Source organism: Aeromonas sp. R7-2, assembly GCF_040908105.1.
Classification (GTDB): Bacteria; Pseudomonadota; Gammaproteobacteria; order Enterobacterales; family Aeromonadaceae; genus Aeromonas; species Aeromonas caviae.
On the sequence record NZ_JBFODC010000012.1, the window covers coordinates 178,092 to 194,560 of the forward strand.

Annotated in this window: 11 protein-coding genes; 6 read left to right on the forward strand and 5 right to left on the reverse strand. The window is 63.4% G+C overall.

Annotation, left to right across the window (positions count from 1 at the left end; genetic code table 11):
- The first annotated feature begins 38 nt into the window (after positions 1 to 38).
- The 5 genes from hisS (at position 39) to AB5Y47_RS02215 (ending at position 5,072) form a co-directional block, all read left to right on the forward strand.
- Positions 39 to 1,316: a histidine--tRNA ligase gene (gene hisS / locus AB5Y47_RS02195; protein WP_039038721.1), complete on the forward strand. Its 1,278-nt coding sequence runs from the start codon at positions 39 to 41 to the stop codon at positions 1,314 to 1,316.
- Positions 1,317 to 1,319: 3 nt separating this feature from the next.
- Positions 1,320 to 1,970 (forward strand): tetratricopeptide repeat protein, encoded by a 651-nt coding sequence (locus tag AB5Y47_RS02200; RefSeq protein WP_103242994.1) that lies wholly within the window; start codon positions 1,320 to 1,322, stop codon positions 1,968 to 1,970.
- The gene (gene bamB, locus AB5Y47_RS02205) at positions 1,963 to 3,147 is read left to right on the forward strand and encodes an outer membrane protein assembly factor BamB (protein WP_029314685.1); all 1,185 of its coding nucleotides are present in this window, start codon (positions 1,963 to 1,965) and stop codon (positions 3,145 to 3,147) included. Before AB5Y47_RS02200 ends, bamB begins: the two co-directional genes overlap by 8 nt.
- A gap of 74 nt (positions 3,148 to 3,221) precedes the next feature.
- On the forward strand, positions 3,222 to 4,718 hold the full coding sequence (der, locus tag AB5Y47_RS02210; RefSeq protein ID WP_368219735.1) for a ribosome biogenesis GTPase Der: 1,497 nt from the start codon (positions 3,222 to 3,224) through the stop codon (positions 4,716 to 4,718).
- Between the two features lie 123 nt (positions 4,719 to 4,841).
- Positions 4,842 to 5,072, forward strand: a complete 231-nt coding sequence (locus tag AB5Y47_RS02215; protein ID WP_010675044.1) for a zinc ribbon domain-containing protein — start codon at positions 4,842 to 4,844, stop codon at positions 5,070 to 5,072.
- A gap of 322 nt (positions 5,073 to 5,394) precedes the next feature.
- Here the strand turns inward: AB5Y47_RS02215 and mltF are convergent, their stop codons facing one another.
- Positions 5,395 to 6,888 carry a membrane-bound lytic murein transglycosylase MltF gene (gene mltF, locus AB5Y47_RS02220; RefSeq protein ID WP_319891492.1) on the reverse strand — a complete coding sequence of 498 codons (1,494 nt, stop codon included), beginning with the start codon at positions 6,886 to 6,888 and terminating at the stop codon, positions 5,395 to 5,397.
- 149 nt (positions 6,889 to 7,037) lie between these two features.
- Here mltF and purL point away from each other — a divergent pair, with 149 nt between their 5' ends.
- Positions 7,038 to 10,931, forward strand: a complete 3,894-nt coding sequence (gene purL / locus AB5Y47_RS02225; RefSeq protein ID WP_368219736.1) for a phosphoribosylformylglycinamidine synthase — start codon at positions 7,038 to 7,040, stop codon at positions 10,929 to 10,931.
- A gap of 267 nt (positions 10,932 to 11,198) precedes the next feature.
- On the opposite strand, the gene nuoN is transcribed toward purL, so the two are convergent.
- From nuoN to nuoK, 4 genes are all read right to left on the reverse strand, one after another.
- The gene (gene nuoN / locus AB5Y47_RS02230) at positions 11,199 to 12,662 is read right to left on the reverse strand and encodes an NADH-quinone oxidoreductase subunit NuoN (RefSeq protein WP_010675039.1); all 1,464 of its coding nucleotides are present in this window, start codon (positions 12,660 to 12,662) and stop codon (positions 11,199 to 11,201) included.
- A 43-nt stretch (positions 12,663 to 12,705) separates the two neighbouring features.
- A complete protein-coding gene (gene nuoM / locus AB5Y47_RS02235; protein ID WP_219603701.1) occupies positions 12,706 to 14,223 on the reverse strand; it encodes an NADH-quinone oxidoreductase subunit M in 1,518 nt (505 codons plus the stop codon).
- A 69-nt stretch (positions 14,224 to 14,292) separates the two neighbouring features.
- Positions 14,293 to 16,140: an NADH-quinone oxidoreductase subunit L gene (gene nuoL / locus AB5Y47_RS02240; protein WP_239053701.1), complete on the reverse strand. Its 1,848-nt coding sequence runs from the start codon at positions 16,138 to 16,140 to the stop codon at positions 14,293 to 14,295.
- Entirely contained in the window at positions 16,137 to 16,445 is a 309-nt protein-coding gene (nuoK, locus tag AB5Y47_RS02245) for an NADH-quinone oxidoreductase subunit NuoK (protein WP_010675036.1), read from the reverse strand. Before nuoK ends, nuoL begins: the two co-directional genes overlap by 4 nt.
- Positions 16,446 to 16,469: the final 24 nt, after the last annotated feature.

Below are 16,469 nucleotides of genomic sequence, written 5' to 3' on the forward strand. Positions count from 1 at the left end.
ATGCGGCCAAATTTTACCTCTTTTTCTCGAGTATCAACGTGGCAAAACAGATCCAAGCTATTCGCGGTATGAATGATTGCCTGCCGGAGCAGAGCCCGGTATGGCAGAAAGTAGAACAGATCCTGCGCCAGGTCGTGGCCAGCTATGGCTACAGCGAAGTGCGCATGCCCATCGTCGAGCAGACCCATCTGTTCAAGCGTGCCATCGGTGAAGTGACCGACGTGGTCGAAAAAGAGATGTACACCTTTGAAGACCGCAACGGCGACAGCCTGAGCCTGCGTCCGGAAGGGACCGCCAGTTGCGTGCGTGCCGGCATCGAGCACGGTCTGCTTTACAACCAGGAACGCCGGATGTGGTACATGGGCCCCATGTTCCGTCACGAGCGTCCCCAGAAAGGTCGTTATCGCCAGTTCCACCAGTTCGGGGTCGAGCTGTTCGGCATCAACGGGCCGGACATCGATGCCGAGCTCATCATGCTGACTCACCGCCTGTGGCGTCTGTTCGGCATCAGCGATCACGTGACTCTGCAGCTCAACACCCTTGGCCAGAGCAGCGAACGTGCCGCCTATCGCGATGCCCTGGTCGCCTATCTGGAACAGTACAAGAGCGAGCTGGACGAAGAGAGCCAGCGCCGCATGTACAGCAACCCCCTGCGGGTGCTCGACTCCAAAGACGAGAAAGTACAGGCCATCCTGGCAGGTGCCCCCCGTCTGTTCGACCACCTGGGCGAAGAGAGTCTGGCTCACTTCGAAGGGCTCAAGCGCCTGCTCACGGCGGCCGGCATCCAGTTCGAGGTGAACGAGCGTCTGGTGCGCGGCCTCGACTACTACAACCTGACCGTGTTCGAGTGGGTGACCAACAGCCTGGGGGCCCAGGGCACCGTCTGTGCCGGTGGTCGCTACGACGGCCTGGTGGAGCAGCTCGGTGGCCAGCCGACCCCGGCGGTGGGCTTTGCCATGGGCATGGAGCGTCTGGTACTGATGCTCGAAACCCTCGAGCTCAATGCTGACATCCGCCCGGCTGTGGATGTCTATCTCTGCATGGTGGGTGAGGGGACCGAGCAGGCTGGCTTTGCCCTGGCCGAGCGCCTGCGCGATGCCCTGCCGGACTTGCGCCTCATGAGCCACTGCGGCGGCGGCAACTTCAAGAAACAACTCAAGCGTGCCGACAAGAGCGGCGCGGCCATTGCCCTGATCCTTGGGGAGACCGAGGTGCAAAGCGGGGAGATCACCATCAAATATCTGCGTGGCCAGGCCGAGCAACAGACCGTCTCGGTCGATGCCGCCATTGCCCTGCTGGCAGCGAAAGGAGAGTAAGCTGTGGAAGTGTATACCACTGAAGAACAACAGGTTGAGGTCATCAAGAGCTGGTGGAAAGAGAACGGCACCTCGGTGATCGCAGGAACTGTTATCGGTCTGGTCGGCCTCTTTGGCTGGCGCTACTACAACGAGATGCAGCAGAACAACCAGGAAGCCGCCTCCCAGGCTTACAACGAGATGACCGCCCAGCTCGCCAAGGGGGATGACGCCGCCCTGGAGCAGGCAAAGAGCTTCATTACCGCCCACAAGGGGGACGCCTATGCCGAGCTGGCCGCCTTGCAACTGGCCGCGGCCGCCGTCAAGGCGGGCAAGCTGGATCTGGCTGCCGAGCAGCTGACCCTGGTGGCCGCCAGTGGCGATGACAGCATCAAGCCCATCGCCGCCCTGCGTCTGGCACGGGTCCTGAGCGATCAGGGCAAGGCTGACGAGGCCCTGGCCCAGCTTGGCAAGATCAACAACGACGCCTTCAAGGCCCAGGTGGCGGAAGTGCGCGGCGACATCCTGCAAAAGCAGGGCAAGGCCGAAGAAGCGCGCGATGCCTATCAGGCGGCGGCGGATGCCGGCGGCCTGCAGAGCAGCGCCGAACTCAAGCTGAAGATGGATGATCTGGCGCTGCCAGCCGTCACTGCGGGCGAGGCTCCGGATGCGTAATCTGTACAAGCGAATGGCGCTGGGGGTGGCTGTCTCCTTCGCCTTGCAGGGCTGCTCCCTGTTCAGTTCGGAAGAAGATCTCAACCCCATGGCACCCCTGCCCAAGGTCGAGTCCGCGTTCACTGCCGATACCGCATGGTCCTCCTCGGTCGGGGATGGCATCGGCGACTTCTACTCCCAGCTCAAGCCTGTGGTGGAAGAGGACCGCATCTATGCAGCGGCCCGCGATGGCGATGTGACCGCCTTCGAGCGCGAAAGCGGCAAGGAGCTGTGGAGCGTGGATCTGGCAGATCTGCCCATCAACGCCGACAAGCGCAGTGCCCGTCTCTCCGGTGGTCTGGTCTCTCGCTACGGCAAGCTGTTCCTTGGGTCCGAAAACGGGGTGGTCTACGCCCTGAACGAGGCCAACGGCGAAGTGCTGTGGCAGACCACGGTTCCTGGGGAAGTGGTGGCGAGCCCCGCCGTCGAGGATGGCCGCGTGGTGGTGCTGACCACCTCCGGTCGCCTGGTGGCGCTCGATACCGACGAAGGCAAGCTGCAGTGGACCCTGTCCGAAGAGCAGCCGCCCCTGACCCTGCGCAGTGCCGGCGCCCCCATCATCACCAACGGTGCCGTCATCTATGGCCGCGCCGATGGCAAGGTGGGCATCGCCCTGCTGAGCAACGGCCAGCCGGTGCGTCAATCCAAGGTGGCTGACCCGCGCGGCGCCACCGAACTGGATCGGATGGTGGACGTCGATGCCAGCCCGCTGATTGCCGGTGATGAGCTCTACGCCATCGCCTACAACGGCCAGTTGATGGCGCGCAAGCTGATGAGCGGCGACGAAGTGTGGAAGCGCAAGTATTCCGGTTATCGCGACATGGCGGTGACCGGCAATGCCATCGTGCTGACCGACAGCCGCAGCCATCTGTTTGCGGTCGATCGTCGCAACGGTCTCGAGCTGTGGTCCAACACCCAGCTGGAAAACCGCACCGTGACCGCCCCCGTCATCCTGGGTGACTATGTGGTGGTCGGCGATGTGGAAGGTTACCTGTATTGGCTGGACCGTACCGACGGGACCATCAAGGCCATGCAGCAGCTCGACAGCAGTGGTCTCTATGCCGCTCCGCTGGTGGAGGGTGACACCCTGTATGTGCAGAGCCGTGACGGCAAATTGTACGCCCTCAAGCGTCCTTGATCGTCCGATAATGTGAATATCCGGCTCCTGGTCTTCGGACCCGGAGCCTTTGTCGTCTTGAGAATGAGGCTTTTATGACTCCTGTAGTTGCCCTGGTGGGCCGCCCCAACGTGGGGAAATCCACCCTGTTTAACCGCCTGACCCGTACCCGGGATGCCCTGGTTGCCGACTTCCCCGGCTTGACCCGGGACCGCAAATATGGCCAGGCGAAGCTGGGCGAGCTGGAATTTATCGTGGTCGATACCGGCGGTATCGATGGCACCGAGGAGGGGATCGAGCTGAAGATGGCCGAGCAGTCCCTGCTGGCCATCGAAGAGGCCGATGTGGTGCTCTTCATGGTGGATGCCCGTGCCGGTCTCACCGCGGCGGATCAGGCCATCGCCGAGCACCTGCGCAAGACCCACAAGAAGGTGTTTCTGGTGGCCAACAAGACCGACGGCATCGACGGTGACTCCGCGGTGTCCGAGTTCTACGGTCTGGCCCTGGGCGAGGTCTACCAGATGGCGGCCGCCCACGGCCGTGGCGTACTGAGCCTGCTGGAGCTGGCCCTAGCCCCTCACCTCGAGACCCTGGTCGGCTCTGCCACCGAGGCACAAGAGGAAGAGGAGCTGGAGGAGTTCGACGAAGAGGCCCTGCTGCGCATGGTGGCCGCCGGTGAGCTCGACACCCGGGAAGACACCAAGGAGACGCCGTTCGCCGACCTGCCCATCAAGTTCGCCATCGTCGGTCGTCCCAACGTCGGCAAGTCGACCCTGACCAACCGCATGCTGGGTGAAGATCGGGTCATCGTCTACGACATGCCGGGGACCACCCGCGACTCCGTCTACATCCCCATGGAGCGCGACGATCAGAAATACGTGGTCATCGACACCGCCGGCGTGCGTCGCCGTGGCAAGGTGCACGAGACGGTGGAGAAGTTCTCCGTCATCAAGACGCTCAAGGCGATTGAAGATGCCAACGTCTGCCTGCTGGTCATTGAAGCCCGGGAGACCATCACGGATCAGGACTTGAGCATCCTCGGCTTCGTGCTCAACAGCGGCCGCTCCGTGGTACTGGTGGTCAACAAGTGGGACGGCCTGGATCAGAAGGTGAAAGAGGACGTCAAGAACGAGCTGGACAGACGTCTGGGCTTCATCGACTTCGCCCGGGTGCACTTCATCTCCGCCCTGCACGGCAGTGGCGTCGGTCACCTGTTCGAATCCATCAACGAGGCTTACGAGTCCGCGACTCGCCGCACCAGCACCGCCATGCTGACCCGCATCATGCAGATGGCCCAGGAAGATCACCAGCCGCCCATGGTGAACGGTCGCCGGGTCAAGCTGAAGTATGCCCACGCCGGTGGCTACAACCCGCCGCGCATCGTGATCCACGGCAACCAGTTGAATGACCTGCCGGACTCCTACAAGCGCTACCTCATCAACTACTTCCGCAAGTCGTTGAAGATCATGGGAACGCCGATCCGGGTGGAGTTCCAGGAGTCGGTCAACCCGTTCGAGGGCAAGAAGAACACCCTGACCCTGAGCCAGGAACGCCAGCGCAAGCGCCTGCTCAAGGCCAAAGCGAAGAAATAAAGCCCTGCGGCTGCCCTTACCGGCAGCCGTTTTTCTTGGTGGCCCTCCTCAGGGCAGACAAACCGGGGGAGGAGCTGCGAGTGATGCCGGTGCACAGTGACGTAAAGAGGAGTCGAGAAGAGAATGAACACGCTGACCTGCCCTGCCTGTCAGGGCGAACTGGACAGCCGCAGCCAGGAGACGACGTGTGGCCAGTGTCAGGCCCGTTATCGCATCCGGACCCTGTGTCCTGCCTGCGGGCAGGAGCTGGAGCGGCTTCGGGCTTGCGGCGCGGTGGATTATTTTTGCAACCACTGCAACACCCTGGTCTCCAAGCGCACCGTTCTGTTTGAAGCGCAGCCTGACAAGGCATAAAAAAACCCGGCTGATGCCGGGTTTATACTGTGTGCTCCGCTATCAGCAGCGTGAAGGAGCGGTTTCTGTGCCAGATCTTGCGTTTCATGTCGGCCAGCTTGAGCTTGCGTCTCGGGCTCCAGGCACATTTGGTTTTTCGGGCCAACATGGCTCTTCTGCGTGCTCGCATCCTGTTCTCCTCCCTGGTCTTGCGTGGGGCCGAAAGGGCCCTTGGCAGGAACTGCAACGCAATGAATACATTGCAATAAGTTCGCTCCAGCGCCCCTCGTATACCCAAGGATGGTAACAGAGAACAGGGCAGGAAAACACACCCCCGGCGAGGCTAGGGGGTGATGATCTGTTTGACCACTTCGGCGATGATGGCCGGACGCTGCGCCGGCATGTCCGGCTCGCTGCTGTCGTCCTCGTCCAGCTCCTCCCGACGATGGGCCTTCTGCTGTTCGTTGTCGAGCCAGAGCAGGCTCTGGTAGTACTGGCGCACGTTGTTGACATAGTTGCGCGCCTCGCCGCCACGGGCATAGCCATAGCGCACCTTGCGATGCCAGCGTGACTGCTGCAACAGGGGCAGCACCTCTTTCACGTCGCTCCAGGCGTCCGGGTTCTTGCCCAGCTCCTTGGTCAGGCGGCGGGCATCCATCATGTGGCCGTAGCCGATGTTGTAGGCGGTGAGGGCAAACCACACTTTCTCGTCCGCCGGGACCGAGTCGGGCACCTTCGCCATCATCTCCTGCAGGTAGCGGGCGCCCCCCTTGATGCTCTCTTCCGGGTGGGTGCGATCGTTTACCCCCATCGCCTTGGCGGTCGGGCCGGTGAGCATCATCATGCCGCGCACCCCGGTGTAGGAGCGAGCCTGGGGATCCCAGTGGGATTCCTGATAGCTGATGGCGGCCAGCAGCCGCCAGTCGATATCCTTGGCGTGGGTCTGGAACAGCGCCTGGTACTTGGGCAGCAGGCTCTTGGCCCGTTGCAGGAAGGTACGGGTGTCGACGAAGTCGAAGTTCTGCACGTGGCCGAAGTACTTCTCGTCGAGCTTGGCGATGGCGCCATCCATGAAGCGTTGACCGAAGAAGTCGATGATGCTGGCATAGAGGCTGTCGTCCGGCAGCTTGGTCATGGCCCAGGCCACGGTCTGCTTGCTGGCGAGGGTCAAGCCTTCGGTGAGTTCGGGGTAGTAGCGCTGGGTACGGGCCAGTATGGTGTCCTGCACCACCGTGTAGTCCACCTTGCCGTCGGCGACCTGCTTGAGCAGCTCCTCCACGTCCGCATCCCGATTGGTGCTCCACTTCAGGTTGGGGTACTGCTTGGCCAGCTCCTTCATCAGGTCCTCGCCGGTGGAACCCGCCGGCACCACTATGTTGCCCTTGATGTCACCGAGGTTCTTGGGCCTGGAGGAGCCGTTGCGATAGACCAGCTTGGGGGAGACCTGGTAGAAGCCTGGGCCGAAGCGGAACAGCTTGCGCCGCTCCGGGGTCACGACGATGGCGGCGGCGGCGAGATCCAGCTTGCCCTTTTGCAGTTGCTCGACCAGCTCGGCGGTGCTGTAGGCCGGTACTATGGTCAGCTTGACCCCCAGCCAGTCGGCGTAAAGCTGCGCCAGCTCGTAGTCGAACCCCAGTGCGGTGTCGTCACGCTGGTAATAGGAAGTGGGGCCATAGAGGGTGCCAACCCGGATCTCGCCTCGCTGGCGGATCTGCTCCAGTTGGCTGGAGGGGTGGTAGAAGTCGCAACCGGCCAGGGCCAGCGTCAACATCATCCCGATGAACAGTCGAAAAATGCAGCGCAAGTAGGTGAGTACCCTTGTTGAAAAAATCGGCATTTGTCAAAAAAGAGGCACCTTTATACCAGAGAGTATGAAGGGAGTCACACCGCGCGAGATGAGAAAAACGTTTGTTCAGGATGGGCCTGATCCCTATAATACGCGCGTCTCAAATCCCCCCACACTCTAAAACTTGGTGAGAAAGGTATATGGAAATCTTGCGTGGTGCCCCAGCACTGTCTGAGTTTCGTGTCCACAAGCTGCTGCAGAGCTGCGCACAGAGAGGAGTAGAGATAGCAAGCGTCTATGCGGAATACGTGCATTTTGCCGAGCTGACGAGCCCGCTGTCGCCCCCCGAGCGAGCGACCTTGGGCCAGCTTCTGCGCTACGGCCCGACCATCCCGGAACACACCCCCAGCGGTCAGCTGTTCCTCGTTACCCCCCGCCCCGGCACTATCTCCCCCTGGTCTTCCAAAGCAACCGACATCGCCCACAACTGCGGCCTGAAACAGGTCAAGCGGCTGGAGCGCGGCATTGCCTATTATGTGCAGGCCAAGGGTGAGCTGAGCGTGGCCCAGCGTAGCGAGATCGCGGCCCTGCTGCACGATCGCATGATGGAAGTGGTCTTTGCCGAGATGAACGAGGCCGCCGCCCTGTTTGCTCACCACGAGCCGCGCCCCTTTACCCAGGTAGATGTGCTGGGTGGTGGTCGCGCCGCCCTGGCCGAAGCCAACGTGGTGCTCGGTCTGGCGCTGGCCGACGATGAAATCGACTATCTGGTGGAGAACTTCACCAAGTTGGGTCGCAATCCCAACGACATCGAGCTCTACATGTTTGCCCAGGCGAACTCCGAGCACTGCCGTCACAAGATCTTCAACGCCGACTGGACCATCGACGGCGAACAGCAGCCCAAGTCGCTGTTCAAGATGATCAAGAACACCTTCGAGCAGACGCCGGACCATGTCCTGTCTGCCTACAAAGACAACGCCGCGGTGATGGAAGGCAGCCAGGGTGGCCGCTTCTTCCCGAGCCCCGCCAACGGTGAGTACCAGTATCACCAGGAGCGCGTCGACATCCTGATGAAGGTGGAGACCCACAACCACCCGACCGCCATCTCTCCCTTCCCGGGTGCCGCCACCGGCTCCGGCGGCGAAATCCGCGACGAGGGTGCGACAGGGCGTGGCGCCAAACCCAAGGCGGGCCTGGTGGGCTTCTCCGTCTCCAACCTGCGCATCCCCGGCTTCGAGCAGCCCTGGGAGCAGGACTTCGGCAAGCCGAGCCGCATCGTCAGCGCCTTTGACATCATGCAGGAAGGGCCCCTTGGCGGCGCCGCCTTCAACAACGAATTCGGTCGCCCTGCCATCCTGGGTTACTTCCGTACCTTCGAAGAGCAGGTGCCGAGCCACAACGGCGTCGAGGTGCGCGGCTACCACAAGCCCATCATGCTGGCGGGTGGCATCGGCAACATCCGCAGCGAGCACGTCCAGAAAGGGGAGATCCCGGTGGGGGCGGCCCTCATCGTGCTGGGTGGTCCGGCCATGAACATCGGCCTGGGTGGCGGCGCAGCCTCCTCCATGGCGTCCGGTCAGTCTGCCGAAGATCTCGACTTCGCCTCCGTGCAGCGTGACAACCCCGAGATGGAGCGTCGCTGCCAGGAAGTGATCGACCGCTGCTGGCAACTAGGGGACGACAACCCCATCGTCTTCATCCACGACGTGGGCGCCGGTGGTCTCTCCAACGCCATGCCGGAGCTGGTGAGCGACGGGGAGCGTGGTGGTCGCTTCGACTTGCGTGCCATTCCGAACGACGAGCCGGGCATGAGCCCGCTGGAAGTCTGGTGCAACGAATCCCAGGAGCGCTATGTGCTGGCTGTGGCCCAGGACAAGCTGCCTCTGTTCAAGGCCCTGTGCGAGCGCGAACGCGCCCCCTATGCCGTCATCGGCACCGCCACCGAAGAGAAGCATCTCACTCTCTCTGATGATCACTTTGACAACCAGCCCATCGATCTGCCGCTGGACGTGCTGCTTGGCAAGGCGCCCAAGATGCACCGCGACGTGCAGAGCCTGCCCGCCCAGGGCAAGGCGCTGCAACTGGACGGCATCACCCTCAGCGACGCCGCCGAGCGCGTGCTGCGCCTGCCGACCGTGGCGGAGAAGTCCTTCCTCATCACCATCGGCGATCGCACCGTAACGGGCCTCGTCAACCGCGACCAGATGGTCGGCCCCTGGCAGATCCCGGTGGCTGACTGCGCCGTCACCGCCGCGACCTACGACAGCTACCACGGTGAAGCCATGTCCATGGGCGAGCGCACCCCGGTGGCGCTGCTCTCTCATGCCGCCTCCGCCCGCATGGCGGTGGCCGAGGCCTTGACCAACCTGGCACCGGCCAATATCGGCTCCCTCAAGCGGGTCAAGCTCTCCGCCAACTGGATGTCCGCAGCCGGCCACCCGGGGGAAGATGCGGGTCTCTACGAAGCCGTGAAAGCGGTGGGCGAAGAGCTCTGCCCGGCCCTTGGCATCACCATCCCGGTGGGCAAGGACTCCATGTCCATGAAGACCCGCTGGCAGCAGGACGGGGAAGAGCGCAGCGTCACCTCGCCGCTCTCCCTGCTCATCTCGGCGTTTGCCCGGGTCGAGGACGTGCGCAATACCGTGACCCCGCAACTGCGCACCGATCTCGGTGAGACCGACCTTATCCTCATCGACCTTGGCAACGGCAAGCAGCGCCTCGGCGCCTCGGCCCTGGCCCAGGTTTACCGCCAGCTTGGGCAAAGTGCCCCGGATCTGGACAACCCGGTCCAGCTCAAGGGCTTCTTCAACGCCATCCAGGCGCTGGTGGCGGATCGCAAGCTGATTGCCTACCACGACCGCTCCGACGGCGGCCTCTTCGTCACCCTGACCGAGATGGCGTTTGCCGGTCACTGCGGCCTCGACATACAGCTCGATCGCGTGGGTGGCGACCTGCTGCCGGCCCTGTTCAACGAGGAGCTGGGGGCCGTCATCCAGGTTCGTCGCGAAGACAAGGAAGCGGTGCTGACCCTGCTGGCCGGTCACGGTCTGGCAGCCTGCTCCCATGTGCTGGGCACGGTGCGCGAAGACGACCTCATCCTGTTCCAGCGTGCCGGCAGCGAGGTGTATCGCGCCAGCCGCACCGCCCTTCGCACCATCTGGGGCGAGACCAGCTGGCAGATGCAGCGCCTGCGTGACAACCCGGAGTGCGCCGATCAGGAGCATGCCGCCCGCCAGGACGCCACCGACCCGGGTCTGCAGGCCAGGCTCACCTACAACCCGTCCGACGACGTGGCCGCGCCCTATATCGCTCGCGGGGTTTCTCCCCGTCTGGCGGTGCTGCGCGAGCAGGGGGTCAACTCCCACGTGGAGATGGCGGCCGCCTTTGACCGCGCCGGCTTCACCGCTGTCGACGTGCACATGAGCGACATCCTCGAGGGGCGCATCAAGCTGGAAGATTTCCAGACCCTGGTGGCCTGTGGCGGCTTCTCCTACGGCGACGTGCTGGGTGCTGGGGAAGGCTGGGCCAAGTCCATCCTGTTCAACGACAACGCCCGTGAGCAGTTCCAGCGCTTCTTCGAGCGCGGCGATACCCTCTCCCTGGGGGTGTGCAACGGTTGCCAGATGATGTCCAACCTGCGCGACCTCATCCCGGGGGCCGATCTCTGGCCGCGCTTCGTGCGCAACCGCTCCGAGCGCTTCGAGGCGCGCTTCAGCCTGGTGGAAGTGCAGGACTCCCCGTCCGCCTTCTTCGCCGGGATGGCGGGTTCCGTGATGCCGATTGCCGTCTCCCACGGGGAAGGGCGAGTGGAAGTGCGCGATGCCGCTCACCTGGCTGCGCTGCAACAGAGCGGTCTGGTGGGGCTGCGTTTCGTGGACAACCGCGGCAACGTCACCGTGCAATACCCGGCCAACCCCAACGGCTCCCCTGACGGTATCACCGCGGTGACCAGTGCGGACGGCCGCGCCACCATCATGATGCCGCACCCGGAGCGGGTGTTCCGCACCGTGGCCAACTCCTGGCACCCGGACAACTGGGGAGAGGATGGCGCCTGGATGCGCATGTTCCGCAATGCTCGGGTTCGCCTGGGTTAAGCGCCAGCAAGAAACCAAAAACCGGCCCCAGTGGCCGGTTTTTTTATGGGCATGTGTCTGAGAATGGGGAGGGCAGGAGGAGGCGAGCACGATGGGGGCAAGGCCATCTTCAGCTCGCTGCTCCGCCAGCTGCTTGCTGGAGGATATGGCATGGATTGAGAGGACCGATCTGGTATCGCCTGCCAGACGGGCAAGCCGGACCGGGCCTTGGCGGACATAAAAAACCGGCCACGGAGGCCGGTTTTGCTGTGTGAACTGAACCTGAGGCTAGCGCAGCACCACGTGCTGGAAGCCCTGCACCAGGCTGATGACGGGCTGGGGGTAGATGCCGAGCAATACCACCAGAATGGCTGAGAGCAGCACCACCAGGCCCCCGGAGGAGAAGGCCCAGTCGGCCCTGGCATCGCGCAGTTGCATGCCGGGTTCACGCAGGTAGAGGGTGACCATGACCCGCAGGTAGTAGTAGAGCCCCAGGGCACTGCCGAGCACGATGGCGCCACTGAGCCACCACAGCTTGGCATCGACGGTGACGCCGATGAGGTAGAACTTGCCGATGAAGCCCAGCGTCATGGGGATACCCGCGAGGGAGAGCATCATCACCGTCATCACCGCCGTCAGATAGGGGCGCTTCCAGAACAGACCGCGATAGCTGTGCAGGGAGTCCGCATCCTTGCCGCGATAGGGGCTGGACATCATGCTGATGACGCCGAAGGCCCCCAGGCTGGTGAACAGGTACATCAGCAGGTAGACACCCGCCGCTTCCACCGGCATCTCGCCGAGGCGGCTTGCCACCACCACCGCCAGCAGATAGCCGAAGTGGGAGATGGAGGAGTAACCCATCATCCGCTTGATGTTGGTCTGGATCAGCGCCAGGAGGTTGCCGACCACGATGGAGACGACCGCCATGGCCGCCAGCAGCCAGTGGATCATGGGATCCGAGGTGGCGGGTACTGCCAGGTAGAAGCGCAGCAGCACGCAGAACACGGCTATCTTGCTGACGGTGGCGAGGAAGGTGGCCACCGGTGCCGGCGCCCCTTCATAGACGTCCGGGGTCCAGAGGTGGAAGGGGGCGAGGGACAGCTTGAACGCAAAGCCGACCAGCATCAGGCCAAAGCCCCCCATCAGCAGCGGATGGTGAGCCGGGCTCTGGGCCAGGGTCACACCGAGATCGCTGAAGCTCAGGCTTCCGGCCTGGGCGTAGAGCAGTGCCATGCCGAACAGCAGGAAGGCGGTGGCACTGGCGGAGAGCACCATGTACTTGATGCTGGCTTCCAGCGAGCGCCGCTCGCGATAGGCATACCCCACCAGACCGAACATGGGCAGGGTCAGCATCTCGATCCCGATGAAGAGCGAGGCGAGGTGACGGGAGGCCGCCAGCACCAGACCACCGGCGGTGGCGATAAGCAGCAGCAGGTAGAACTCTTCCCGGTTGTCCGGATAGCCCTTGAGCCAGGTGCGACCGAAGGTGCAGGTGGCCAGGGCCCCGATGAGCACCAGCCCCATGTAGAAGACCGCGTAAGCGTCCACTTGCAGCAGGGGAGTGACCCCCTGATCCCCTTGGGCCATCACGATGGGCAGGGAGAAGAGCGCGAGGTTGAGGCCGATGATGGTGACCACGAAGGCGGTGTCGTCACAGCGCTTCCAGGCGATGGCCAGCATCAGGGCCACCATGGCCCCCGTGGTCAGCAACAGGGGCAGCAGGGCCAGCAGTTGAGAAACAGTAAACGTCATGACAGTGCTCCCGACATGGACAAGGAAGGCGAAAGAGAAAGCATCATTGCAGCGCCCCCGTGCCCGGCAGCGCGTACCAGTGCAGCACGCTCAGGAGGCTGCTGCTGGCGGTGTCGAGCACCGGCTGGGGATAAAGACCGAGCAGCACCAAGAGGCCGGCGATGGTCAGCATCATGGTCAGCTCCCGGGTATCCAGCCCCTTGAGCATGCTCTCCTCCCGGGGCGTCCCGAAGCAGGCACGCTGCAGCATGATGAGGGAGTAGACCGAGGCCAGCACCAGCCCGAAGGTGGCGATGATGGTGATGATGGGGGCCACCTGGAAGCTGCCGATGAGGATCAGGAACTCGCCGACGAAGTTGCCGGTCCCCGGCATCCCGAGGGATGCAACGGAGAAGAACAGCATCACGCCGGGCAGGTAGCGCAGCCGTCCCCAGAGACCGCCCATCTGGCGCAGATCCCGGGTGTGCAGACGCTCGTAGAGCTGGCCGCACAGAATGAAGAGGCCGGCGGCCGAGAGCCCGTGGGCAATCATCTGTACCACGGCACCCTGTAGGGCGAGCTCGCTGCCGGAGTAAATGGCGATCATCACGAAGCCCATGTGGGAGATGCTGGTGTAGGCAACCAGCCGCTTGATGTCGGTCTGGGCAAAGGCCAACAGGGCGCCATAGACGATGCCGATGAGGCCGAGCACCATGGCGTAGGGGGCAAACTCGGCGGACGCCTCGGGGAAGAGCGGCAGGGTAAAGCGCAGCAGGCCGTAGGCCGCGGTTTTCAGCAAGATGCCCGCGAGATCCACGGAGCCTGCGGTGGGCGCCTGGCTGTGGGCATCAGGGAGCCAGCCATGGAGCGGCACCAGGGGCATCTTGACCGCGAAGGCGATGAAGAAGCCCAGCATCAGCAGCCACTGTACCGTGCTGCTCATGGGGGTGTTGAGCAGTTCCTGATAGTTGAAGGTGAAGACACCGGTGGCGGCGTGGTGGGTCAGTACCAGGCCCAGGATGGCCACCAGCATGATGAGGCCGCTCGCCTGGGTGTAGATGAAGAACTTGGTGGCGGCGTTGATGCGCGACTTGCCATCGGTGACCGAGTGGCCCCAGAGCGCGATCAGGAAGTACATCGGCACCAGCATCATCTCCCAGAAGAAGAAGAAGAGGAACAGATCCACCGCCATGAAGACGCCGAGCACGCCCCCCAGGATCCACAGCAGGTTGAGGTGGAAGAAGCCGATGCGCTGGACGATCTCCTTCCAGGAACAGAGGATGGCCAGCACGCCGATGAAGCTGGTGAGGATCACCATCAGGAGCGACAGCCCGTCCACGGCGAGGTGCAGGGAGATGCCGAAGCGGGGGATCCAGGGTTGTTGCCACTCGGCTGCCCAGACGGGGAGGCCAGGGTTGGCGAGGGTGAAGTCACCACCGAGCCAGATGGCGCTGGAGAGCACCAGACAGGCGCTCATGGAGGCGAGGGCCACCCAGCGGACAAACTGTCCGCCGAGCCGCTCCATCTGCCAGCAGAGCAAGCCGCCGATGAAGGGAATTAGCAAGATCCAGAGTAAGGTCACGATATCAGCTCTCATCTAGGTTCTAGTCGGGCAGGCGCTGAGCCTGCCACACAATATTGGGCTCATGGATCAGCCGAGCAGCAGCAGGGCCAGGATCAGGGCGGCGCCCATCCCCATGGAGGCTGCGTACCAGCGCAACTTGCCGGAGACGGTCCAGGCCAGCAGCTGATGCCCCCCCTGGGCCAGTACGGCGGGCAGGTTCATCATCCTGTCCAGCGGATCCTTGCCGAGCAGGCGAGTCGCCAGCAGGTAGGGCTTGACCCAAATCAGGTCATAAAGCCAGTCAAAGCCCCAGGCATTGAACCAGAGGGTGGACAGAGCCCGCCCCGGTGCGCTCTGTGCGATCCCCTTCGCCAGGCGACGTTCGCCGAGGAAGAGGAAGGCGGCCAGCGCTATGCCTGCCACGGCGATGACGCCGGAGAGGATCTCGAGGCCATGGCGTCCCTCCTCGATGTGATCTCCCGGGCCGGCCGGCAGCACTCCTGCCAGCGGCGGCACGATGAGGGCGCCGACTCCGGTGGAGAGCACCAGCAGCACCAGCAGTGGCAGATGGTGGGCAAGGCCCTGTCCGGCGTGAGCCTGGGTCTGCTCCTTGCCGTGGAAGGCGATGAAGATGAGGCGGAAGGTGTAGAGGGAGGTGAGGAAGGCACCACCCAGACCGGCCCACAGCAGGGCGCTCTGGCCACTGGCCTGCACCTGCCAGAGGATGGCGTCTTTACTGTAGAAACCGGCGGTCACCAGCGGCAGCGCGGCCAGGGCCGAGCCCCCCACCAGGAAGCAGGCGTAGACCAGCGGCAGCGATTTGCGCAGGCCCCCCATCTTGAAGATGTTCTGCTCGTGGTGGGTCGCAACGATGACGGCCCCTGCGGAGAGGAACAGCAGCGCCTTGAAGAAGGCGTGGGTCATCAGGTGGAAGATGGCCCCTTCCCAGGCACCGACCCCCAGGGCCAGGAACATGTAGCCTATCTGGCTCATGGTGGAGTAGGCCAGGATCCGCTTGATGTCGGTCTGTACCAGGGCGGCGAAGCCCGCCAGTACCAGGGTAATGGCACCAACCAGGGCCACCAGATGGAGGATCTCGGGAGCCAGCAGGAAGAGGCCGTGGGTGCGGGCGATGAGATAGACACCAGCGGTCACCATGGTGGCCGCGTGGATCAGCGCCGAGACCGGGGTCGGGCCCGCCATGGCGTCCGCCAGCCAGGTCTGCAGCGGCAGCTGGGCGGATTTGCCGACCGCGCCGCCGAGCAGCATCAGGCAGGCGAACGACAGGGCAGGGGAGCCTTCTGCGAACATCGCGGGGGCGCGCACCAGCAGCTCGTGAATGTTGAGGGTGCCGAGCTCGCGATAGAGCACGAAGAGCCCGATGGCGAGGAAGACGTCGCCGACCCGGGTCACCACGAACGCCTTGAGGGCGGCGGCGCCGTTGTTGCGATCCTTGTAGTAGAAGCCGATCAGCAGGTAGCTGCACAGCCCCACTCCTTCCCAGCCCAGATAGACGAACAGCAGGTCATCGGCCAGCACCAGGAACAGCATGCTGGCGATGAAGAGGTTGGTGTAGGTGAAGAAGCGTGAATACCCCTCTTCCCCACGCATGTACCAGGAGGCGAACAGGTGGATGAAGAAGCCCACCCCGGTCACGACCCCCAGCATGGTCAGTGACAGCCCGTCCAGGGAGAGACGGAAGGCGGGCTGGAACTCGCCCACCGTCATCCACTGCCACAGGGTCTGGGTATAGACGCCGCCTTCCGGCATGGTATTGAGAAAATCGATGCCGACCCACAGGGTAGTGAGGGCCGAGAGACCGATGCTGCCGACACCGATGAGCGCCGAGGTGCGCTCGCCGAGGCGGCCGAGGGAGAAGGCCAACAGCAGCCATCCCAGCAGCGGGAACAGGAAAGTCAGATATAGGAGGCTCATCCGCGCATCTCGCTCACAGTGTCCACGTTCAGGGTGTGGTAACGACGATAGAGCAGCAGTAACAGGGCGAGGCCGATACTGGCCTCCGCTGCCGCCAGAGAAATCACCAGTATGTACATGATCTGGCCGTCGGCCTGGGCCCAGCGGCTACCCGCCACCACGAACGCCAGGGCGGACGCGTTCATCATGATTTCGATACTCATGAGGATAAACAACAGGTTGCGGCGTATCAGCAGGCCGCACAGGCCGATGGCAAACAAAATGGCCGCCAGCAGGAGGCCGTGCTCCATGGGAATTCCACTCATCGCCATGCTCCTTGTGCTTGCTGG